At 46.2% G+C, this 19,664-nt stretch carries 30 protein-coding genes and 2 pseudogenes; all 32 read right to left on the bottom strand.

All coding sequences use genetic code 11. The features are described 5' to 3' along the window. Nucleotides 1-24: 24 nt before the first annotated feature. On the bottom strand, nt 25-531 hold the full coding sequence (locus ACK28X_RS04185) for an ATP-binding protein (protein ID WP_412057208.1): 507 nt from the start codon (nt 529-531) through the stop codon (nt 25-27). Nucleotides 532-1,262: 731 nt separating this feature from the next. Further along, nucleotides 1,263-1,580 (bottom strand): hypothetical protein, encoded by a 318-nt coding sequence (locus ACK28X_RS04180; protein ID WP_412057207.1) that lies wholly within the window; start codon nt 1,578-1,580, stop codon nt 1,263-1,265. Nucleotides 1,581-1,680: 100 nt separating this feature from the next. After that, on the bottom strand, nt 1,681-2,325 hold the full coding sequence (locus ACK28X_RS04175; RefSeq protein WP_412057206.1) for an outer membrane protein: 645 nt from the start codon (nt 2,323-2,325) through the stop codon (nt 1,681-1,683). Continuing rightward, nucleotides 2,319-2,690 (bottom strand): hypothetical protein, encoded by a 372-nt coding sequence (locus tag ACK28X_RS04170; RefSeq protein WP_412057205.1) that lies wholly within the window; start codon nt 2,688-2,690, stop codon nt 2,319-2,321. Before ACK28X_RS04170 ends, ACK28X_RS04175 begins: the two co-directional genes overlap by 7 nt. Before the next feature lie 230 nt (nt 2,691-2,920). After that, the gene (locus ACK28X_RS04165; RefSeq protein WP_412057135.1) at nt 2,921-3,175 is read right to left on the bottom strand and encodes a hypothetical protein; all 255 of its coding nucleotides are present in this window, start codon (nt 3,173-3,175) and stop codon (nt 2,921-2,923) included. Between the two features lie 59 nt (nt 3,176-3,234). Then, nucleotides 3,235-3,609 carry a hypothetical protein gene (locus ACK28X_RS04160; protein WP_412057134.1) on the bottom strand — a complete coding sequence of 125 codons (375 nt, stop codon included), beginning with the start codon at nt 3,607-3,609 and terminating at the stop codon, nt 3,235-3,237. Beyond that, nucleotides 3,596-4,090, bottom strand: a complete 495-nt coding sequence (locus ACK28X_RS04155; protein WP_412057204.1) for an ImmA/IrrE family metallo-endopeptidase — start codon at nt 4,088-4,090, stop codon at nt 3,596-3,598. Before ACK28X_RS04155 ends, ACK28X_RS04160 begins: the two co-directional genes overlap by 14 nt. Before the next feature lie 169 nt (nt 4,091-4,259). After that, nucleotides 4,260-4,926: pseudogene (locus ACK28X_RS04150) on the bottom strand (lysozyme). 63 nt (nt 4,927-4,989) lie between these two features. Beyond that, nucleotides 4,990-5,325 carry a hypothetical protein gene (locus tag ACK28X_RS04145; protein ID WP_412057203.1) on the bottom strand — a complete coding sequence of 112 codons (336 nt, stop codon included), beginning with the start codon at nt 5,323-5,325 and terminating at the stop codon, nt 4,990-4,992. Continuing rightward, complete coding sequence (locus tag ACK28X_RS04140; protein ID WP_412057202.1) at nt 5,303-6,223, bottom strand: contractile injection system protein, VgrG/Pvc8 family; 921 nt, start codon at nt 6,221-6,223, stop codon at nt 5,303-5,305. Before ACK28X_RS04140 ends, ACK28X_RS04145 begins: the two co-directional genes overlap by 23 nt. Before the next feature lie 4 nt (nt 6,224-6,227). Next, nucleotides 6,228-6,443 (bottom strand): tail protein X, encoded by a 216-nt coding sequence (locus tag ACK28X_RS04135; protein WP_412057129.1) that lies wholly within the window; start codon nt 6,441-6,443, stop codon nt 6,228-6,230. Nucleotide 6,444: 1 nt separating this feature from the next. Beyond that, nucleotides 6,445-6,828 (bottom strand): phage tail protein, encoded by a 384-nt coding sequence (locus tag ACK28X_RS04130; protein WP_412057201.1) that lies wholly within the window; start codon nt 6,826-6,828, stop codon nt 6,445-6,447. Next, nucleotides 6,825-8,501: a hypothetical protein gene (locus ACK28X_RS04125; protein WP_412057200.1), complete on the bottom strand. Its 1,677-nt coding sequence runs from the start codon at nt 8,499-8,501 to the stop codon at nt 6,825-6,827. Before ACK28X_RS04125 ends, ACK28X_RS04130 begins: the two co-directional genes overlap by 4 nt. Further along, nucleotides 8,498-8,704 (bottom strand): hypothetical protein, encoded by a 207-nt coding sequence (locus tag ACK28X_RS04120; RefSeq protein WP_412057199.1) that lies wholly within the window; start codon nt 8,702-8,704, stop codon nt 8,498-8,500. Before ACK28X_RS04120 ends, ACK28X_RS04125 begins: the two co-directional genes overlap by 4 nt. Further along, entirely contained in the window at nt 8,688-8,837 is a 150-nt protein-coding gene (locus tag ACK28X_RS04115; RefSeq protein WP_412057198.1) for a GpE family phage tail protein, read from the bottom strand. Before ACK28X_RS04115 ends, ACK28X_RS04120 begins: the two co-directional genes overlap by 17 nt. Before the next feature lie 5 nt (nt 8,838-8,842). Next, a complete protein-coding gene (locus ACK28X_RS04110; protein ID WP_412057197.1) occupies nt 8,843-9,169 on the bottom strand; it encodes a phage tail assembly protein in 327 nt (108 codons plus the stop codon). Nucleotides 9,170-9,179: 10 nt separating this feature from the next. Then, the gene (locus ACK28X_RS04105; RefSeq protein WP_412057196.1) at nt 9,180-9,347 is read right to left on the bottom strand and encodes a phage major tail tube protein; all 168 of its coding nucleotides are present in this window, start codon (nt 9,345-9,347) and stop codon (nt 9,180-9,182) included. A gap of 50 nt (nt 9,348-9,397) precedes the next feature. Then, nucleotides 9,398-9,679 (bottom strand): annotated as a pseudogene (locus ACK28X_RS04100) (phage major tail tube protein); the annotation flags it as partial. Then, entirely contained in the window at nt 9,679-10,869 is a 1,191-nt protein-coding gene (locus ACK28X_RS04095; protein ID WP_412057195.1) for a phage tail sheath subtilisin-like domain-containing protein, read from the bottom strand. The pseudogene ACK28X_RS04100 and the gene ACK28X_RS04095, both read right to left, overlap by 1 nt. Nucleotides 10,870-11,289: 420 nt before the next feature. Further along, on the bottom strand, nt 11,290-11,466 hold the full coding sequence (locus ACK28X_RS04090) for a hypothetical protein (protein ID WP_412057194.1): 177 nt from the start codon (nt 11,464-11,466) through the stop codon (nt 11,290-11,292). Nucleotides 11,467-11,477: 11 nt separating this feature from the next. Continuing rightward, nucleotides 11,478-11,843, bottom strand: a complete 366-nt coding sequence (locus tag ACK28X_RS04085) for a hypothetical protein (RefSeq protein WP_412057193.1) — start codon at nt 11,841-11,843, stop codon at nt 11,478-11,480. Next, nucleotides 11,779-12,009, bottom strand: a complete 231-nt coding sequence (locus ACK28X_RS04080; RefSeq protein WP_412057192.1) for a hypothetical protein — start codon at nt 12,007-12,009, stop codon at nt 11,779-11,781. Before ACK28X_RS04080 ends, ACK28X_RS04085 begins: the two co-directional genes overlap by 65 nt. 241 nt (nt 12,010-12,250) lie before the next feature. Then, the gene (locus tag ACK28X_RS04075; protein WP_412057191.1) at nt 12,251-12,676 is read right to left on the bottom strand and encodes a hypothetical protein; all 426 of its coding nucleotides are present in this window, start codon (nt 12,674-12,676) and stop codon (nt 12,251-12,253) included. Beyond that, entirely contained in the window at nt 12,627-13,316 is a 690-nt protein-coding gene (locus ACK28X_RS04070) for a hypothetical protein (RefSeq protein ID WP_412057190.1), read from the bottom strand. Before ACK28X_RS04070 ends, ACK28X_RS04075 begins: the two co-directional genes overlap by 50 nt. 1 nt (nt 13,317) lies before the next feature. Further along, nucleotides 13,318-14,613 (bottom strand): hypothetical protein, encoded by a 1,296-nt coding sequence (locus ACK28X_RS04065; protein WP_412057189.1) that lies wholly within the window; start codon nt 14,611-14,613, stop codon nt 13,318-13,320. Between the two features lie 25 nt (nt 14,614-14,638). Next, nucleotides 14,639-14,827, bottom strand: coding sequence for a hypothetical protein (locus tag ACK28X_RS04060; RefSeq protein WP_412057119.1), 189 nt, complete (start codon nt 14,825-14,827; stop codon nt 14,639-14,641). Nucleotides 14,828-14,839: 12 nt separating this feature from the next. Continuing rightward, the gene (locus ACK28X_RS04055) at nt 14,840-16,327 is read right to left on the bottom strand and encodes a hypothetical protein (RefSeq protein WP_412057188.1); all 1,488 of its coding nucleotides are present in this window, start codon (nt 16,325-16,327) and stop codon (nt 14,840-14,842) included. Beyond that, nucleotides 16,308-17,138: a hypothetical protein gene (locus ACK28X_RS04050; RefSeq protein WP_412057187.1), complete on the bottom strand. Its 831-nt coding sequence runs from the start codon at nt 17,136-17,138 to the stop codon at nt 16,308-16,310. The genes ACK28X_RS04055 and ACK28X_RS04050 overlap by 20 nt, the downstream gene beginning before the upstream one ends. Nucleotides 17,139-17,239: 101 nt before the next feature. Then, the gene (locus tag ACK28X_RS04045; protein ID WP_412057186.1) at nt 17,240-17,755 is read right to left on the bottom strand and encodes a hypothetical protein; all 516 of its coding nucleotides are present in this window, start codon (nt 17,753-17,755) and stop codon (nt 17,240-17,242) included. A gap of 35 nt (nt 17,756-17,790) precedes the next feature. Further along, entirely contained in the window at nt 17,791-18,291 is a 501-nt protein-coding gene (locus ACK28X_RS04040; RefSeq protein ID WP_412057185.1) for a phage tail protein I, read from the bottom strand. Nucleotides 18,292-18,372: 81 nt separating this feature from the next. After that, nucleotides 18,373-19,311 (bottom strand): baseplate J/gp47 family protein, encoded by a 939-nt coding sequence (locus ACK28X_RS04035; RefSeq protein ID WP_412057184.1) that lies wholly within the window; start codon nt 19,309-19,311, stop codon nt 18,373-18,375. Next, the gene (locus tag ACK28X_RS04030; RefSeq protein WP_412057183.1) at nt 19,308-19,637 is read right to left on the bottom strand and encodes a GPW/gp25 family protein; all 330 of its coding nucleotides are present in this window, start codon (nt 19,635-19,637) and stop codon (nt 19,308-19,310) included. Before ACK28X_RS04030 ends, ACK28X_RS04035 begins: the two co-directional genes overlap by 4 nt. Nucleotides 19,638-19,664 lie beyond the last annotated feature (27 nt).

Genomic DNA, 19,664 nt, shown 5'->3' with positions numbered 1-19,664 from the left:
GCTACGATAACATGAGCAATATTATCAATATTTTTTATGCGGAAAACTATCTGATTTTAACCCATATATTTTAACGACTGTGCCAGTATGCTTATTCTTGGAAACAGATGTCTTCTCATTGATTATAATATCTTGTTCTTTCCCCATCTTAAACAAGCGATCGTAGAGTATACTATTGGTAACAAAGGTGCTTTCTACCTCTAAATGATCATAATATTTGAGACAAGAAAATCGCCCGAAACCCTTGCCGCCTAAATGAGCCTTCTGGTCACTATAGACTGTATCAAATGATTTACGATTATCTTCCGTAAAGCCAATCCCGTTATCTCTCACGATAAAGCCATCAATAACACCCAATCTATCAATAAAATCGCCTTGGCTACGTATGACTTGAATGTTAATAGAGCCTTTCCCATCACCTTTTTGTTCGGTGGCGTGAATGGCGTTTACAACTAGCTCTAGCAATGGCGTATAAATATTAGTGCCAGATCGGATGTTTTCAATTAGCCGTTTAATGTTAACATTGCTCATATCTGCTCCAGCACATTACCCGATACACCGCTTAACCTCAATTATAAAATATCCAAAAACCTTCGGTAGTTGTCTCCTCAATCAATCCCCCTTCAGCATATATGTTTTTAAGATAAAGACTAATATTATCAATGGAGCACTTGAATAACTCTGCCATAAGCTTGTGACTAAGCCTAATTAAATAGTTCTCACAACCAGTTTGAATGCTTTCTTCGCCTGCTTATTGGATAAAAATCAAAAATTCAGCTCTAATATTGCGGGTGATTAGTTTTTTTTTAGGAGAGACACGACACCTATCGAAATGAGTCTTCTAGTGCTTCATGTTACTAATTTTCTCTTGCCTGTCAAACGATAGCGATAAGAAGTTGGTGCAGATCATCACGGCGTTTGCACTGTTTTTATAAGAGAAGGTTCGCACCGATATTTCGCATGCAGTACCATTTGTTTTGTAGACGCGTCCATACAGAGATTATGAGTGAGTTTTTAAAGAAATGGAGCCACAGTACAGGAAAAATAAAAGCCATGACTTACAGCTTTGCTCTTGGCATGACCTATAAAAAATAAAGCCCTAGCGGAAACTAGGACTTTATTAAACTCAATAACTCAGAAAAGTCATTCATTCATGAATTGGATCAATAGTAGCGTAGATATATTTTCATGTCAAGAAAATTTAACTAGCTAAAATATAGACTTATCTAGTTTTGTCCACGTGAAAATAATAGCGCAAGACGCTAAGCAACAGCTCTATGCTGGAAACACCAACAGCACCACAAATAAACCCCTAAACCCATAATATTATTAGGGCTGAGGCCATCATCAACGCCCACCATATCAAATTTTAGCAAGAGATGATAAAGCATATACGAAACGGTGGGTGAAGCATAAATCGCCAATACACCGCCGCCCACCCATTCACAAACCCGTTGCCAACACGATTTATCATGATTGGCCAATTGCCGTACAAAAGCACCAAATATACCAGCAAGCGCTGTTGATAGCATCATGCCAAACCATGAAAGCCAATCGGGGGGTATCTGTTTTTCGGGCATAGGGGATCCTTTGGATTAAGGGCGCATGAAAAAGCCCCACGGTTTTAATAACCATGGGGCTCTAACGTAGTATCTTCCCTAGAAGGGTGATAAGGCTTTATTAGAATTTGAACGCAATACCAACACGAATGTCTTGGTCTTTAAGAGCGTATTTAACTTCATTCGTCTTAAAGGTGAAATCTTTGCTACCGAAGTCATTGTAGCGATATTCAGCCCGCGCCAAAACATTATCAGTTATCGCAAAGTCAAAACCGGCACCAACTGTAAAGCCAAGCAAGATTTGGCTATCGTTTAGTTTTTTAGTTGCTGTGTACTTAGTATTCTTTACACTGTCAGGCAATGGGATGGGGTCTTTTGTGCCATCAGCTTTACTATTCCGCGCAACCGTCGCGGTATCATTGTTTGCAATCTTAACGTTAACAGAGGTATAAGCGATACCACCAGCAAGATAAGGCATGAATCGGTCTACAGCAAAGCCAAAGCGTGCGCGTGTTGCCCCTGACCATTGCTGTTCAAAACTCGTAGTCGTGTTTCTCTTGACTGTAAAGACAGCGGGCGTAGGAGCGCCGTCTGTATCTTGATCGCCAAAAATTGAGCCTAGAAGGTAGTCCTCTAGAGCGGCTTTCTCAGCATCTGTATTATTGAATCTGCCTACGAGCTCCTTAATATCCTTTAATATGCGCTTTAGATGGGGTCGTCTATAATCATGAAGGTATTGGTACTCATCTGAAACAAACATCAGCATCTTTTTGTGAGTATTTTAGCCCCCGCAGCCGCTTTTACAAAGTTGAAGTCAGTTTCAATACCAAATACAAGAGAGTTCCCTAAATTGATATTGTAGCCTGCAAAAATATCGCCAAAAAGGCCATTTAAACTTGAGTCGTTAGCATCTGCTTTTACGGCTACGTCTGTATCATTAATTTTAGCATTTTTTCCAAAACTGCTTCCCCCTTGCGCACCAAGGTAAAAACCATCCCAAGAAAAAACAGGGACTTGAATGGCAGGAGCAAGGGGCGCGGCAGGGACTACAGCATGGGGTGCAGCAGCATAGGCCGAGGAAGCACCAATCAGTGTAATAATCGAGATAGAAAGGGCAGTCGTAAATTTCATATTCATATCCTTCTTTGAAAAAAGATTTCTATAATTACTCATTTGTCCGTTATAATCTGTAGTAAAAAAACAACATATATAAAAATATTATACCTATGCTTTATTTAGTGATAGAAAACTAGGAGTTTTATAGATCTCATTATTTCCAACAATGTTGTTTTTTGCCGAATAGATCAGTGGTAAGTACCCAACGCGCAAGCTTTGGTTCATCGGCAACAAGGCGTGCGGGCTTATTGACTCGGGGTGGTCTCGTCCAGCCCATGCACAAGGGCGGTGCATTCATCTGACAGCCCGCCAAGAGCACGGCAGAGGTCAAAATCAGAAAGGTTAATAACTTCATCGGTGATTTTGCTCCTCTCACGAAAGGCCGAAACAGCACTCTTTAAGCTATCTACCCGTGCTATGCTTTTGCCATAAAAAAAGCCGCTCATAAAAGCGGCAAGGACTAGGGCACCATAAACCCCAAGGCGGTAGGGAAACGGCATATGCGCTCCTTAATAAGGTTCGAATCAGTCTGCCAAGTGGATTACTACGTATCCTATTGTCATTTGGATATGCCTCGCCCAAAGATATAACCAAGCGCAGTTAGTGAAATTGTGACGGATGTCTTGCTTAGATCACTTAATAACTTGACATTTTCAGATACAAAAAAAGATGCAAAACAAAGAAGTGCAAATATAAAAATACCGCCAACAACTGCTATCAATGCGATAAAAAGGGGCATATTGTCCCAAGAGCCAAAGAATTCACCAAGCTTTCCGATTTTTATTTTTTCTTTTTCTATGCATTGCTGGTGATCAAGTTTTGACAGTCGCATCTTATGCTCTATAGAACTCTTCAAATCCTCTTCTAGTACTGATGAATTATCCGTATCTAGTATAGATACCTCTTTTTTTAAGCCCCCCTTATCCAATGCCATATTCAAACTCTAGTCGGTTCTTAAGCATAGGAATGGAGGTTAAGAATATCTTTGAAAGCGTTGGCAGTGGCTGTTGATAAAATTCATCCAGCATAAAGCGCGGCACAAGCAAATGAGCGGCAAAACAATTGGCTTCTTTTTCTTGCACAGCGTTTTCATTATTCAGGTCTTGGCGCATAAGGACTTTGTACGCGTTTGACGCCGCCCCATTCTTATGGAGTAAGGCATGGCCAAGCTCATGGGCAATGGTAAACATTTGCCGTAAGGGATATTCATCCTTATTGATATAAATCGCGTGTTCCTCGGCGTCATAAAACCCAGAAACATTGTTAATCGCTTCCTCTGATGTAAAGCTTACAAATTTGAGTTTGATGTTTTCATTTCGTGCAAGCTCCATAACGTTAACGGGGGGAGAACTGATACCGTATGTCTTTAATAGCCCAAGAGCCGTATTCTTGGCTTTAACATAATTGGGTTGCATGGCTCTATCCTGCACTATCTTATCCCCTATAAGTATATAGTACTTTAAACATTCAAAGAGCGTTTATAGGACATTATTCACATCTTATATCACATCTTTGTATTTGTTTCTATAGTAAAAAATTTTTTACTAGAACGCTTGATACGTATCTAACCCGTCAGTTAATCAGCTACAACCGTCTCTCTTTTTCATGGTGTAGGAAGACAAAAACACCCACGCTTGCGGCTAAAAATCATGATGAGAGCAAATGCCCATTGCACAGGACCAGAACCACTCACAAAGCCACTTAGCCCTGATAAAGAACCAATAAGCGGCGCAATCGTTCCAGCCTTTAACAAGGCGCTCTTCTCGCTTACTTGTGGTGTTTGATAATGTGATACCACAAAGTCACCGCGCGCCCAAAGGCCAGCCTCAGCGGCGCGGCGATTGACCAAGCCAACAATACGCTTACCCCCTGCCTGCACCCATTTGGCAAGTTCACTTGGTACACAAGTGTAATCACCTTGATTAAGCTTCTTGAGAAGGGTTGAGCGTTCAAATGCATCTACCCCCACATTAAAGCAAAAGGAAACAAGTGCTCCAAATTGATTGTCGTTTAATTCAACGCTAACAAGGCCATCAACGGCTTGCTCATATTGGTGCAGATCTTGCAACAAAAGTGCTTCGGCCTCTTGTTCACGCAATACCATGCCTTGTTTGGGATAGGGAGCACACTGCGGCGGCCGTGTGCCATAGCCAATCGTCCACACACCCGCACTATCGCAATAGGCTTCACGCCTTAAACCTTCCCATTGCTTGATCAGTGCAAGCCCTTCTTTGCTAATCCTTCGGGTCATGATTACTCCAAAAAAAACCCGCCTAAGCGGGGGATTGTGGTTTCATAGAATAGGTGTGGTAAACTAACTTATATGGATCACATCATCATTAGCGGTATTTTGTGGAGGTGCATTGTCATCAATGAGATCATCCTTTGAGGGTGTGGTTGCTTGGATATGATCGACAATGCGCTCTTGGTTTTCATCAAAGATCTCACATTCAACGCTTGTGACATAGCCACTTTCAGCGGTAAGCTTGTGACTTACGCTCAACGCACGCCAAGTGGAGGGCATATAGGGTCGAAACGGTGGCGACAAGACAATCTTGGTTTCTGCCATGATAGAAGGTGCTCCGCCCATCTCAAAGCTAAATTTGGCTTTGCCGCGTGTCGCCTCATCATCTTTTGTGTGTGCTGGCAAGGCTTACCGCCGCCGCCTCATTATGGGCTCTGTGACGCGCTTGTTGATAAGGCGCGTTGCCTACTTGCACGCTTTTTACAGAACCAGAGCGAATATCATTATATTGTACCGTAACACCACCCTTATCCGCAGGCCTGTCGTCTTTCTTATCCATATCCCCGCTATGGATGATATCCTCTTTGCCACTTGGCTTTGTGTCCTTCTCCTCTGGCAATTCCCAAGCTGTGCTGGCTAAACCATTGGCTTGACCCGCCTCAACCCGCGCTTCATAGCTAAACTTCCAGTCAGAACACATGCTTTCTTTAAGCGTAAACACGCCTAAATCAGTGCCACTTAGGCTTTTAGCCGTACCACGCTTAGCCAAAACCAACTTGCCATCTACGGGCTTAGCCACTGCGTCATACATAGAAGCCAACCGTGCCGCAAAGGCCATGTCACTTTCATTATGCTGATCTATATGCCGAATAACAATTTTAGCTAAATCCCTGTCCAACTTCGCTTCAAACCCATTGCGTGTTGCAATCTCTTGAGCAATCGTGCCTAAGGTAGTTTGATGATAGGATTGGCTTTTGGCGCTACGATAGGTTTTATGCATATCAGCGCTATGGCCAGTAATCGTTAAACTGCGCGGATTGGGTTTTAGTGCTATCGTATCAATCGTAAAGCTACCAAGGTCGCGCACCTCTCCCTCTGTATAGCCTAAGCGCACGCCAATAACCGTACCAATCAACGGGATAGTCAAACCATCATGACCCGCGCTCTTTGCATCATCAAGGGTAAGGGTTAAACTATTGCTTTTATTGGCCGCTTCATCCTTTACTTCAACTTCTAACAAATAGGGCGCTATTTTGTTTGTGATGTCTCTCTCATGGCTGATGATCTGACAAATAGGCTGCATGGGCTTAATCCCAAATGTTCACATAGGAGCCTGCGTTGGGGGTCGGTAGATCAGGCAAAACAAGCTTAAGACCCGCAGGCAAATGCGCTCCATAATCGGTCAAACGGTAATTAGCTTCATAAACAAGGCGTAGCGCCAAATCTTGGTAAGCCTTTGGGTAATAATTATAACAAATGGCATCCACCATATCGCCTTCACGCGTAAGATAAATCTCATCCATACTATTGACCGCTATATTCTTTAAGGTTGATGGTAAATTCTTGACGCTTTGGTTGGCCATCACGGGTAAAAATGGTGTTCTCTTCCTCTACGCTTTCAATAATAAATTCGCCAAACACCTTACCATCACCAGAGATAAGCAAAAGCGGTTTTCCCTCGCTCGCCATAGCGCGCATCGCGTCCAACTGGCCATAACCACCACGCCACTGCGGGTAGATCACCCCTTCAAGGCTGATGCTTGTTGCATTAAGCGTTGGGTTTTGCAAAACGGGCTTACGGCCTAAGCGCGCTTGCTCAACCCAGCCATAACTATCGCTTCGTGCCCATCTTTGATAAGGCAATTGCCGCAGGGAAAAGCGAAAGTCGCCTAACGCCATCATCATCATGCTAAATCACCCAATTGTGCCATGAGCTCACGGCGCTGTTGCATGGCCATGTCTTGCAAGGTACGCTTGATCTGCGCGGCAACGTCTTTAACATCGCCATTGCTTTGCACCGTAAGATTGCTAATCGTTATGCTTGGATTATAGGCAACAGTATTGGGAGCGCTATAGCCACTAAGACGCGGGATAGTAGCAGTGGGCGTTTGTGGTTGGCTTGATGCTATCTTGGCTTGTGCCTGCGCGTCTGCTTCCAATTGGCTATTGCCATCGCTAACAATGTTTCGTTGTACCTCTTCAACGCTTTTAGTCGTTACCGTAGCGCCAACATTAAGGCCTAATTTGTTTTTTACCCAGTTAGGCATCCAGCTGATAAGACCCATAATCTTATCTTGGAGCCATTTTGTTAAGTTATTCCAACCCAATTTTAAGCCATTCCATAAAAAGCTACAGATGCCTTTGCCAAAATTTAACATGCGGCTACCAATATTACTGATAACATCACCAATAAAGTCAAAGCAGGTTGCAAAAAAGTCAGTAATCCAATTCCAGCCGGTTTTGATGCCCTCCCATAAAAAGCCGATGATCCTCTTACCAAGCCCTAAGAAGTCAATGCTAGATATATAATTGACAACATTGCTAAAGACATCAACAACCTTCTCCCATGAGCTAGCTAGAAAGTCTGTAATGCTACTCCAGTTCTTAATAGCCAGTACCAGCGCGCTAATCCCCACAATAAGCCAACCAATAGGTGTTGCCAGCATCGCCGCGCCTAGGCTTATAAAAGCAGGTACAAGCGCCGCAAGTGCCCCAATGAGCGGTCCTGCTATATAGAGGCCAACACCCACAAGCGCCAGCTTTAGGTGATTGCTCAAAAAGCTTGCCACAGGCTTTATGCAATTATAGACCCATTTAAAACTCTCTGCCCAGTCATCTATGCTCTTGCGTAAGTCTGATGTTGGGTCTTTTAAGTCCTTCAAGGTTCCTTTAAACCACTCTAAACCCTCTTTGATCTTGTCATTGATTAAATTCTTATTGGCATCAATCAATTGATTAAGCCAATCAAGAGTCTCTTTCAAAATGGGCATAAACCCTACAGAGATCCGCTTGGTAAAGGTGCTAAAGCGATCCGAAAGGCCTTTCATACTATTATTTAAATCAAGTGCCCCCGCCACCGCATCATCACCAATAATGCTTCCCGAAGCGCGCGCCTCTTGGCGCATGGCTTTGATCTCTTCACGTGTTTTGCCCATAAAGGCCAAAAACTGCGGCCCCTTATCAAGGCCAAAGACTTGCTCGCTTAAGCCTTGTTGGCCTTCTTTCTTCATCTGCCCCATGCGCTCAATGAGATCGCCAAACAGTGCGGCGGGGTCTTTCATTTTTTCTTTAAGGCTTTGTGCACTATAGCCAAGGGCGGCAAAGGCTTCTGCACCTTTCCCTTTGCCCGTGGCGATAAATTCATTGGCGCGCCGCGTCATCTGTGCAAGACCATCGCCCATACTATCAGCCGTTATGTTAAAACTATCGCCTGCATATTGGAGCTCTTGCAAGCTTTCCGCTGAGGTGCCAATGGCTTGTGCCCAATTATTAAGGCTAAGGGCATTGGTTGTTAGCTTCTTCTCAAGCCCATAAACACCGGCTACCAAACCACCACTGCCAAGCCCTACAAGAGCTGTCAACTTCGCGCAATCCGTCCTAAGCTTTTGTTTGCACCAGCCCCCACATTGTCAAAAGCCTTGCCTAAACCTTTGACCGATTTTGACAAGGTAGAAAGACCTGTAACCCGCCCCATCTTATTGAGCTTAGTTTGCATACGTTTAATGGGACCGGATATTTTATCTTCAAGCGATAGCTTGATCACGGCATTAGCTAATTTGTCCATGATGATCCTTTGAAGGTGGGGAAGGTGGTTCAGGTGGTTCAGGTGGTGTTAATCTTTTGCGCGCCCACTCGTGCCAAGAGACGAGCTCTTGTGGGGTGAGTTCTAGAAGCTCAGAAAGCGGCCAATGAAACACAAGGGCTAGGTCGGTGATGTAGGTGGCGGCTGTGTCCCAATCTCTAATTGGGATGGCCGCAAAAAATGGCCAATCATCTCCGCAAGGGCGTTCATGTCATACATGTCTAGTGCCGCTACGGCTTCTGGGGGCCAACCAGATAGCCTTACAATAAGCTTCTCAACTTGTTCCTGCTTTATACGCTCTAAGTCTACATGGCGTAAGTCTCCAACTGCGACACGCCGTAGTGTGATGTCCTCGTGAACCTTGCCTTCAAACTCAAGCGGCATGGCAAGCTCATATGTTTCTTCTAATGCAAATTTCCCTGCTAGACGTTTAACATTAACGCTCATGTTTTTTCTCCTAAAGTCCAATATTCGTGCGGTGTGCGGCAAGTTGATCAACGCCGCCAATGCGTTGGATCATGTTAACAATGTCAATCTCGGCATATTCCACATTGTCTTGTTCATAGCGGAAATATGAAAGCGTATAATCAATGGTTGCGTGGTGGTCTTTTGTCCTCCTTGCCATTGGCCAAAGTTCAAGCCTTTTTGAAGGCCACGTACAGAAATCACCACGGGCTCTTCTTTGCTACCTTGCGCCTGTACAGAGCCGCGCAAAATTAACGGCGTGTTAGGTGTGCTAAATAGCGTTAATAATTTAGGATCATAATCAGAAATCACCATTTGCATGGTCATGACATCAAGGCCTAACTCAATCTCAACAGGTCCATTCATACCAGCGGCGCGATGGCTTTCTACTTGTACCGTAAGATTAGGCAAAGTGACGCTATCAACGCGCCCAAGGTAAGAGCGACCGTCAAGATAAAGATTAAAATGTTTGAGAAGACGAGGTAACGCCATTAGAAAACTCCCTCAAAATAATCATTGGTTAGCCTTGAGCGAAAGACGATATGCTCAGCGGGTGTTGGTGGGGTGAAGTCTATGTCAAACCACACAACACCATCGGCTAAAGAGGCGGGCCTATTAAGTTCAGGATTGGCAATGCATTTGCCACCAAGAATGGCACCTTGGGCTTTGAGATCACGCAAATAAGCGTTCACACTTTCGCAAACATCGTCAAAATAGGTTTTGGTAATGGTACGGTCAATCGCCCAGAGATGACTACGCAAGATGCTGTCTTCAATCATATCAGCGGTACGTACCACCGGCAAAAAGGCCCATTTGGTTTCGCTTGCCAAGGTACGATTGCCCCAAAGCCGATAGCCATTTTCGCGAATAATGGTGGTGATCTTGCTTGCATTTAACAGATTAGCTCTGCTTGCTTTGTCGCCAAGCGCAAAGTCAACGGGGCGCGCAAGCCCCAATACCCCATTCAAGACTTGGTTGGACGGTGACCACCAAAAACCTTTCTCATAGTCAATTTTGGCAATCAATCCAGCAACTGCGGCGCTTGCCGGCAGGGTAAGTATATGATCACCTGCGCTAACCTTAACAAAGGGGTCAACCATATAAAGGCGCTTGGAAGATAAATCAGCAGCATATTGCTGTGCGTCTTCATCGGTTGTATTGGGTCCATCAATCACTGCAATGGCGCGAAGCTTTTGCGCAATGATGCTAAGCTTAGCAACAACGGGGTTTATGATAGGCTTCTTGCTTTTTTCCTCTTGGGGTCGTTGATGGGTAAAGCCTGCTGCACATAGAATACGTGGTTCGAGCCCTAGTTTAGACTTAGCGGCTAAGAAGGCGTCAAGGCCTTCATAAGCGCCGGCCTCATTCACACCGCCAAGGACTTTTGCAAAACTTTCCCTATCTTCCTCAACCCGCACCACCACAATCACCGCACCAATTTGGTTAAAGATTTGTGCAACAGCATCAGGGAGTGTGCCACGGGCTTTACCTACTGCGCCTAATTTTGCCGCTTTAAGCCGTGATCCCGCAATCAATACGGGCTCATTAAGCGGGAACACTTGCTCATCAGCATCAGGTGCTGTGCCAATCAAGCCAATAAATGCTGCGCTATTGACTGTGCGTATGGGGCGGGGGCCGTCGTCAATCTCAATGACTTCAGCACCATGTAAAAAATCTGTCATAGGGTAACCTCTTAGAAGGTGGGCAAAACGCAAAAAGCCCACGATGCGCAGGGTGCACAAGGCGGGCAGTTAGGGAGTGTTAATAAATAGGCGTTAGAAAGACTCAACAGCAAAAAGCAGAAGGCTTGAGCAAGCAAGCTATCGAGGGAGACGGGCTCCCTCGACTTAGGCAAGAAGCCCTTGCTGTTATTTGGAGGTTAATTCTATGAGGTTTATCCCCATAAGAGTTAAGCTTACAATTAGAAAAACGTCAGGTTGCTTGCAGATCGATCTGAGCGTTATATTCTTTTGGTAAGCTATCGTGGGTGGTTTTATGCCACCCACACTCCAAATATAGCAAAAGCAGTCAGGGTGTTCAAGGGTGATCTGACGAGGTGTGTTTATCTGCATCTAAGAGATCATGAAGAGAGGCATCGAGCGCTAGCGATTTTTGTTGTTTTTTTCTGGCGGTATGAACTGTCCATTCTCATAACGCCAACCAATACCCGCCTCATCCGAGGGAATGGCAATAGCTCCGTCATTAAATGGATAGGTGTAGTTTTCAGGCGCGACGATTGTGTTAACCACCACGCCATCTTTTACAACAGCGTAATACATACTGTTTCCTCTTATTTTGGGTTGAGCCATATTTTGAGAAGAAGCAAACCAGCGGCTCCTTTTCCACCAAGACCAGATTTACCATGTAGCATATCTTTACAACCTAGGCCGCCATTACCGCCGCCGCCGCCGCCGCCCGCTGGAAATTCACCATCAGCGCCATCGCTTCCATCGCCAGCAGGGGTAGCTGGTTTAGTTGGCGTGAGCGGCTTAGCGGGCGTACCTTGATCGCCACCATCACCTCCTTTGCCTCCATAAGCAGAAGAGCCTCCTGCGCCTCCTGTAGGATTATAAAGTTTGTCATAGGGTGCGTTATAGCCCCCACCACCGCCTCCGCCACCGCCGTAAAAAGGATGCACCACCCCGACTTCCCTCATAAGCACCCCCACCACCGCCATAAGCAGAAGAAGCCGCCAACTGATAAGAGGTACCACCCTTTGCACCTCCTCCACCTTTACCACCACCGCCATAAGCTTTCTCACCGCCGCGGGCTAATATAACAAGGTCACCGCCAAGCATGGTGTCGCCACCATCTCCGCCCATACGGCCCCCGTTGCCAATTATAAAGGCGTCTTGGTCTTCTAATTCTTTCTTAAGAAACTTCTTGATGACACATTCACCACCACCACCACCATTTTTCGCAATAATGCTATCGGCTCTGTAGGGAGCGCCCGCTCCACCGCCCCCCCCCCAAGCCCAAACCTCAACAAGGCTGTCATCTTTGATATCTTTAGGCCATTCAATACGGCCACTCTGCGTATATTTGAGTTCTATATCGGGCTTCTCATCTGACGGTGTATAGTCGGGAATAGGTGGGGGTTCTGGTTGTGGTGTGGGGCGCGGCGCTGGTGGAGGTGGTTTGGGGAAGCGCTTCTATGATACGTTCTATGTGTCGTTCTACAATAAATTGCACATAGGCCTCACTGACAAGACCTTGCTCTCCTTTATCGCCTTTGTCGCCCTTATCACCTTTTACGCCTTGGATACCCTGTAAACCTTGTAAACCGCGGTCGCCTTTGTCGCCTTTGTCGCCCTTGTCGCCCTTTACGCCTTGAGGGCCACGTGGACCTTGTTCGCCGCGCTCACCTTTAGCATCAATCTTTTGAGTGAGTTCACTCTTGGTAGCGTCAATCCTCTCAGCTAAGGCTTGCTCAACATCTTCAATTTTTTTGTTCGTGTAATAGGCTGTTATGTCCTTTGGTAGAGGCATCAACGTATCCTTTATTTTGTATTCCAAAAGCGTATAGAGACACTGGCAGATTCTCCATGCTCGCCCCGATAGCTTTGACCACCACCGCTTTCATAACAGCGGGCTTTCCCGCCAGCACCACCCCAGCTACCGCCACTGCACCTCTACCGCCATACGCATAATTTGACCAGTCATAAAATAAAGTCTGACCATTTGATCCGCGCGACCCGTCCACGGCTCTAACGGGGCTTGAACCCTGCTTAGCGAGGCCATAATTATCCCCACTACCACCGCTACCGCCTAGGCCTATATAGGTGGTGCCAGAAGAACAACGCGCGTCAGTACCATCATTACCGCTCCCAGCGTGTAATATAGTATCTATTGTGACACTAAGGCCTATATGAACATAGTGGTTATCTTTTAAATCGGCTTTAAATCCATACCAAACAGATCGACCGCCCCCACCGCCGCCGCCTCCACCACCAGCACGATACTCATTACTACTTAGCCAATTATGCTCATAATAATAATCACCGTCCCCACCATTCCCACCCGCACCATAGGCTATGATTTCAATAGCCGTGTCATCATCTACCCATTCTGGAAACTTAATATAACCGCTTGTCTCCAAATAAAGCGACGCATCAGCTGTCTTTGGCAATTTAGGGGGTTATTCCAAATTTTTTTTTTAAATCAGCAAATTGCGCATCAAAGGCTTTTTTTTGATTGGCTAGCCGATTTTGCATATCCTGTTCTTGTTGCTTTAGCTTTTGATTAAGCTCTTGCTCTATCTGTTGCTTAGTAGTGGTAATGTCACGCTCTATCTGTTGCTTGGTACTAGCAAGTGTTTGGTCGGTCTCTTTCTTAGTATAGATGTCACTGGCATCGTTCTTTAAATAGCCCCAAAACAAAATCTGCGTGCCGGCTTTAAGCGGCGCTGTTAGTTTGAGGCTAAAGGTGCTCGTTGCTTTGTTAAAACTTAATCCATAATCTTCATAATAACTATTGCCGCTTATAAAGACCATGCCATCATCAAACCCACCATCAACCTTAAATGGACCCGTTTCACCCTCTACTTTTGTGACATAAAGCTGTTGACGCAAACCACCAATCGACACCGTAGAAGTGGGAACCCAGCCATCTTTAGACATTTGCTTCATCTGATTGGGATGTTGGCTTATATCAAACGCCAAAGTGCCGATAGGAGCCTTGACAGGTAAGCTTGTAAGCGCCCCTAGATAGCGTTGTTTAAAATCAGCAAGCAATTGTTGCGTGTCATTTTTTGCTACTTGCGCACCATTGCGTGCTTGTATCGCATTGTTTAAATCGACATGCACGTGCTGCTTATCGTCTTCGACCTTTTGTTTATCAAGGGCTACGTCATCGCGTAACCTTTTCGTCTGATCAAATAGGGTCTGACTAGCCATGGTTGCGGCGGCTAAGGCTGATACTTGCCAATCATCTAAGGGGCCAAGCGTTGCATCGCTGTTTGCCCCATAAACCGCCATGACAAATAGTCGTAAAACCGCTCTCTCACGATCATAGTGAATCATCCGGCAAATGGCGTAAGCCGTACTATCATGCTTGCTGGTTAAAGCCACGAAGGGCGAGGGCACAAAGCTTTCGGCTTGCTCACCCTTAACTAAGGCAATATCGCGGATATCCCCTTGGCGAACGCTTAAAGCACCATCCACATCAGCAAGCAAAAACCCAAGTTCTGTGAGTTTGCGCAAACGCTCTGTTATCGGCCCTAAAATCTCATTAAGCCGTTTAAGCCCCATAGCCAACACTTCATTATTGGCTTCATCAAAGCTAAAGCTTTGGCCTTCAACCTTTAATAGACGCGTGTCAAGATCGCGCACCAAACGGTTCCAGCGCACATCATCTAAAATATCACTACCGCGTACACAATAGGCTGGATAGCGGCTTTCTGGGTGTTTCTTTTCTACCTGCTGCACAGCTAAAACCTTTGTTTATCTTCGCTTAAACCTCTGGCCCAACTCTAATGACTTCCTCAATCAGAGCGGGGTCAACATCTTCAAGCAGGCTTCCTAGAAAATAATTAGTACTAATGGCGGTATAGGTTGTATTATGAAGAGTCACTGGTCTATTGAATGTGACCTTATAATAGATATCGGCTTCATATTTGCTCTCTTGTGTCGTCTTTGCCATGAGTCTTCTCCTTTACGCTGTGCGACCAATATCAACGCGCTCTGCTACGTGATAGGTGTTAAGTGGGCTTTTAGTGGTGCCGGTAATCTTGATTTTATAGGCTTTGAGGGAGGTAAACTTAAATTGCCAGCGCCGCTCTATCGCGTTGGGATCTTCAGTTTTATAATCCTTGACGCTACTTGGCGCGGTAAGGCTTTTAAAATCATCACCAGCCATAAGTCGCACAACGCATGTGTGGTTAGTCTGCTCGTAGTCTTCAAGCCTTAAGCGCACCTCTACAAGGGTGACGCCTGTAGGCATTGTGCGTGCCTTTGAGATATGGGTATAATCTGTGCGTGCGCGCGCTGTTGTGATGCTTGACGCAGAGCCAAAGGTAAAGCTTGGCATAAGGTCAGTTGTTCCAATGAACACCAAGCGCGCTTCATAAAGCGGGTTAAGACCGAGCAAGAGGTTTGGTGCATCGCTAGCAATGGGTCTCCATTGGCCTTCAACACGGATTTGCCACACCAATTGACAGCCTTCGGGCACAAAGCTTTCGGCCAAAATATCAACATCACCAATGCCGCCTTCCAACACCCATGGCTCCACTTGCACTTCTGCGCGTGTTGCGTTGAAATGGGCATAATAAAGGCGCATAGCAAGATCAATTTTAGCGTCGCCCATAAACCAGCCGCCGCCATCGCCCGAATAAAAATATTGGCCTTGGCCATATTTATTGCCATTGATCGTGCAGGCCATATGCGCACCATCTGTTACCAAAACCAAAGCATAGCGGCCTTTGGTCACAAAGACGGGGCCTATAGGGACTTTGGTCTCATGGGGATAGACTTTAAGATCCTCTACTGCGATCTTGACCCGCGCCAACACCTTGTTCAAATCAGGTGCGCCGTGATCGGTTTCTGTGATCAATACATGGATGTCACCCGTTTTAGCGATTTGTGAGAAGAACAAATCAATATGGGTCAACCAACCATCCTGTGCATTGAGCCATGTTTGCGCGGCAATCGTGCCGTTTAGGGTGAACGTTTCCACCTGCGCATCCCAATAGGCTTCATCATAACTATCATACCAAAATTGGGTCACCCGCACATAGCCCGTATGGGCGGCGGCGTTGCGACGATCTTCTGGTGTTACTTCCCATGTCTCACCATCCCTGCGAAAGATCCCCGTAACGGGGTCATAGCGCCCCGAATTCCACCAAGAAGAATTGGTGCACACCGACCTTGTAACCCCATAGCGTATGCGTGTGCGGGTGCGGGTCTTTTGCACCATGTTCACACCGCTTCGCACCGTATATTGCGAAAGGATAATCTCACCATCCTTACCCGCAAGATCAAGCCTTAGTTTAGGACTATAGGCGGGAAGCGCAAAATTGCCATTAAGCATAACACGCGGCTCTAATGGATTAAGCAAGTTGATATTAGCTTTGCGCTCAGCCGCGTTGCCAAAGCGTATACCTTCTTCAACCTTACAAAGATACTCAGGGGTGTTGGCTATCACTATCGGATTGCTTAAGGCTTAAATAGTGATCAGCACCCCAAAAGGACATATCTTCAGGCATGCCAACCCGCGCCTTGAGGCGACCAATATCAGCGGCGGCATTAAAAAACTCATCTTGGCGCACCACGCCTTTAAGGCTTGATGCTAAGGCGGTCATATCGGTATCCAGCGTATCAATGCGCTTACCTGTGTTGTGCATCCAGCCTTTCACATTTGTGATATCGGTTTGTACCTTCTCAAGCGAGATAATCCTATTCTCTTGCACCGCTTCAATTGAGGCTATGCCCGCAGGTGTGAGCGTGACATAGGCTACAGGTACCACAGCGCTATCAAGGATGGGCGGTTGTGGATTGGCGTTCTCAATGCCTTCTACCGCATTAACCTCTGCAAAGCGCTGATTGACGGTCGCTACGGGGCGTGGTTCGATCTTATTTGACCATTCATCTGACTCTTTATCCGACTTCTCCTTTACGAGAAAGGTAACTGGTTCAATAGCGCTATCAAGCGTTTTGCCCCAAACCGCAATGGTGACAATTTTCTTAGTGATGGTTGGTAGGTAGTTGGCAAGGGATAAAATCACCCCATTATCTTCTTGGCGCGCATATACTTTGCCATTGTAATAAAGCCTGCCTTCGCCAACCGTTACCTCCATGGGGCCGGTCTTGGCTACGGGAAAGTTCCAAAATTTGGTGGTGCTGGTGATTGCATCATGGACAATATGATCCAAACCCTCGCGCGCAAACTCACCAATATTATTGAGAGAGTCTGAGGTCATTTGTTGTTGTGGATAAAAGATGGCGGTCTTTTCCATAAAATACTCCTAAAGCTGAAAGGGTAGCGCGCTATTAAACCGCACCGATCCATTAAGCGGTGTTTGGTCATCAAAGCGGCGGGGACGCGTGGTTTGCCATGTCACCAAAATTTGGTCGCGTTGTGCTTTGGAAAGGGCAATAGCGCGCGCGACCTGTTGCATTTGGCTGTGGTCTTCGTGTATAAAAAGCTCTTTCCTAAAAAGCTCACCCCCAAGAAACTACTGCGTGGCCGGCTCTTAACCTTTAAATCAATAGCCACTTCTGCCTGATAGGCGGGCATAGAAAGGCGGCAATGGCCAAGAAAAGCACCGGTAGTGCGCTTAGCCCATGTTGGCTTTTGCTCATAAAGCGCAATAGAGTCATAGATCATCTCATGGGCTTTGGAGGGCAATAAAAAGTTGCGCCCTAGAAAACGCGTTGTTCCTTTGCCACAAAACATGCCATAGGCATCCTCGCCTTTGCTTGACATCCGCTTAGGTCGCACGTCCATAGGTTCAAGAGAGGCGCTCACCCCATTAGGCCATAGGGGCGAGGTTTGATCATAGTAATCCACGTCTTGGCGTATTGTGATAATTTGTGGCTCTCTCTTACAAACACCTAAAAAGCTACGCCCCATCTTGCCTAAGAAGGCGCCCTGTCCAGCCTCACCTGCTAACAGAAAGCGCTCAACACCTGCTTTTGCCTTGCGGGTAAGTCAATTTTGGTAAGCGGTGTCTCCTTACCATTCTGCCACAAACTAGCGCGCCGCCCATAAAATTGGCGTGCGCGCGATGGCAATAGAAAACTATGGTTTAAAAAGCCCTGCCCACAAAAGGCCTCACCTTGGGCAAGAAACCGCTCTTTTACAAAGCGAATGCGGATTTGTGGTTGCTCGCTATGCCACGCCTCTAGCTTGTCTTTGCTCATGCCTTCTGACAAAAACATCCGTTGCGGGGGTGTGACAATTTGGCGTAGTTCACTACCAACCAAGGCAATATAGGTTTTTAATCCTGCCGCCGTGCCTTTAATGCGCTGGAGTTCAAAGGCGCGGGCAATGACTTGGCGCTTTTGGGCGATCGTCCATTGGTCATTCCATATCTCAATGCCAAAGCGAAACGCCAGCCATGGCAAGAGATGTTCCGCAATAGCATCAGGATTGGTAAAATCAGCCAAAGCATCAATCGGTAAGCTTGAAAGCTTGTTGCTTGTTCTAGATTGCGCTCAAAGGCTGTTGACCTTGCCGGCAGAAGCGAACTAAACGCTGACATGGTCAATCTCCACCGCGATATCTGTGGCTACAGCGATTTCGAAACTCTTACAAAGCTGATCAACGCTTGGCGCTTCAAGCACCACATTTTGAATGCCTGTGCTTGTTAGAGCGGCAATAAGGCCAGAACGCGTTGCGCTATAACCAACCTTTTGCACCTCTTGCAAATAGGCTTTTAAGCGCTTTAGGGATTGCTCTTTCACAACGCCTTGGTCGGGACCGGGATAAATTGTAAGCTTGGCGGCAATAGAATAAGGCTTTGGAACCGCCATAGATACCACAACATGATCGGTTAAAGGGCGTAAATCCTCTTGGTTTAAACGCGCACGCACCATCTTTAAAATCTCATGATCGGGGCGGCAAAGGATACGTGTAAACGCGCTTTGCTCTGGTTGAGCAAATAAAGCACGCCCGATCACCGTTTTTTCTTCTGTACCATCCTTCACATCTTCATAAGCAAGAAGGCTAATGTTCACCTCACCTAAGTTCTGACTATCAACATTAGCATGCACAATCGCTGTTGAAACGCTCATCGTGTGGAACAAATAAGCCCGTCTTGGACCAGCGGTTGAAAGGCCGCTTAGTGCTTGCTGAATGCGCGAGCGAAAGCGCGCGTCCGTCTCTCTATCAAGGCGCATAACATTGGCAAAAGCACCCATAACATCAAGGTCATGTCCGCGCGCGCTCACAATATTATTAGCGCGTGCCGCATCGTTAATGCGTTGGCGCAATAAAAACTCCCGATAGCAAAAGGCTTCAATCACCTTAATTGCGGGATCGCTCTCAAGCACACTATAATTTGGCTCTAACGCTTTTAACTTAGCAATGGCAGCTTGGCGAATGGCTTCATAAGAGACCTCTTCAACAAAGTCAGGGGCAGGAATTTGCGTTAAGTCTAATGTATGGAAATAGGCGTTTTGGCTCATTGTAAAACCAGCCCTTCCATTTTAATAGGCTTGCCGCTTGGCATGTAAAGCCCGTCAAAACTGATCTCAACACAGCCCGCTTGGGGCATAGTATAAGAGATCGTGTTCAGCTTTAAACGCGGCTCATATTCTTTAAGCGCTTGGGCTACAGCCATATACAGATCCACAGCAAAAAATGCATTCACTGGCTGGTCAAGTAAGCGCGCTACATCGCTACCATAGGCGCGACGCATCACACGGCTTCCTTTAGCAGTCATTAAAATATCAATCAGCGATTGCCGCAGATGATCCATACCAGAAAGCGGCTTTCCACTCTCTCTATCCATGCCAATCAACATAATATCTCTCTATTG

Origin of the sequence: Bartonella sp. DGB2, from assembly GCF_046843095.1 — a bacterium.
In the GTDB taxonomy this organism is placed as follows: Bacteria; Pseudomonadota; Alphaproteobacteria; order Rhizobiales; family Rhizobiaceae; genus Bartonella.
Note: the sequence above shows the minus strand (reverse complement) of the source record. Positions and strands in the feature narration are given on the sequence as shown.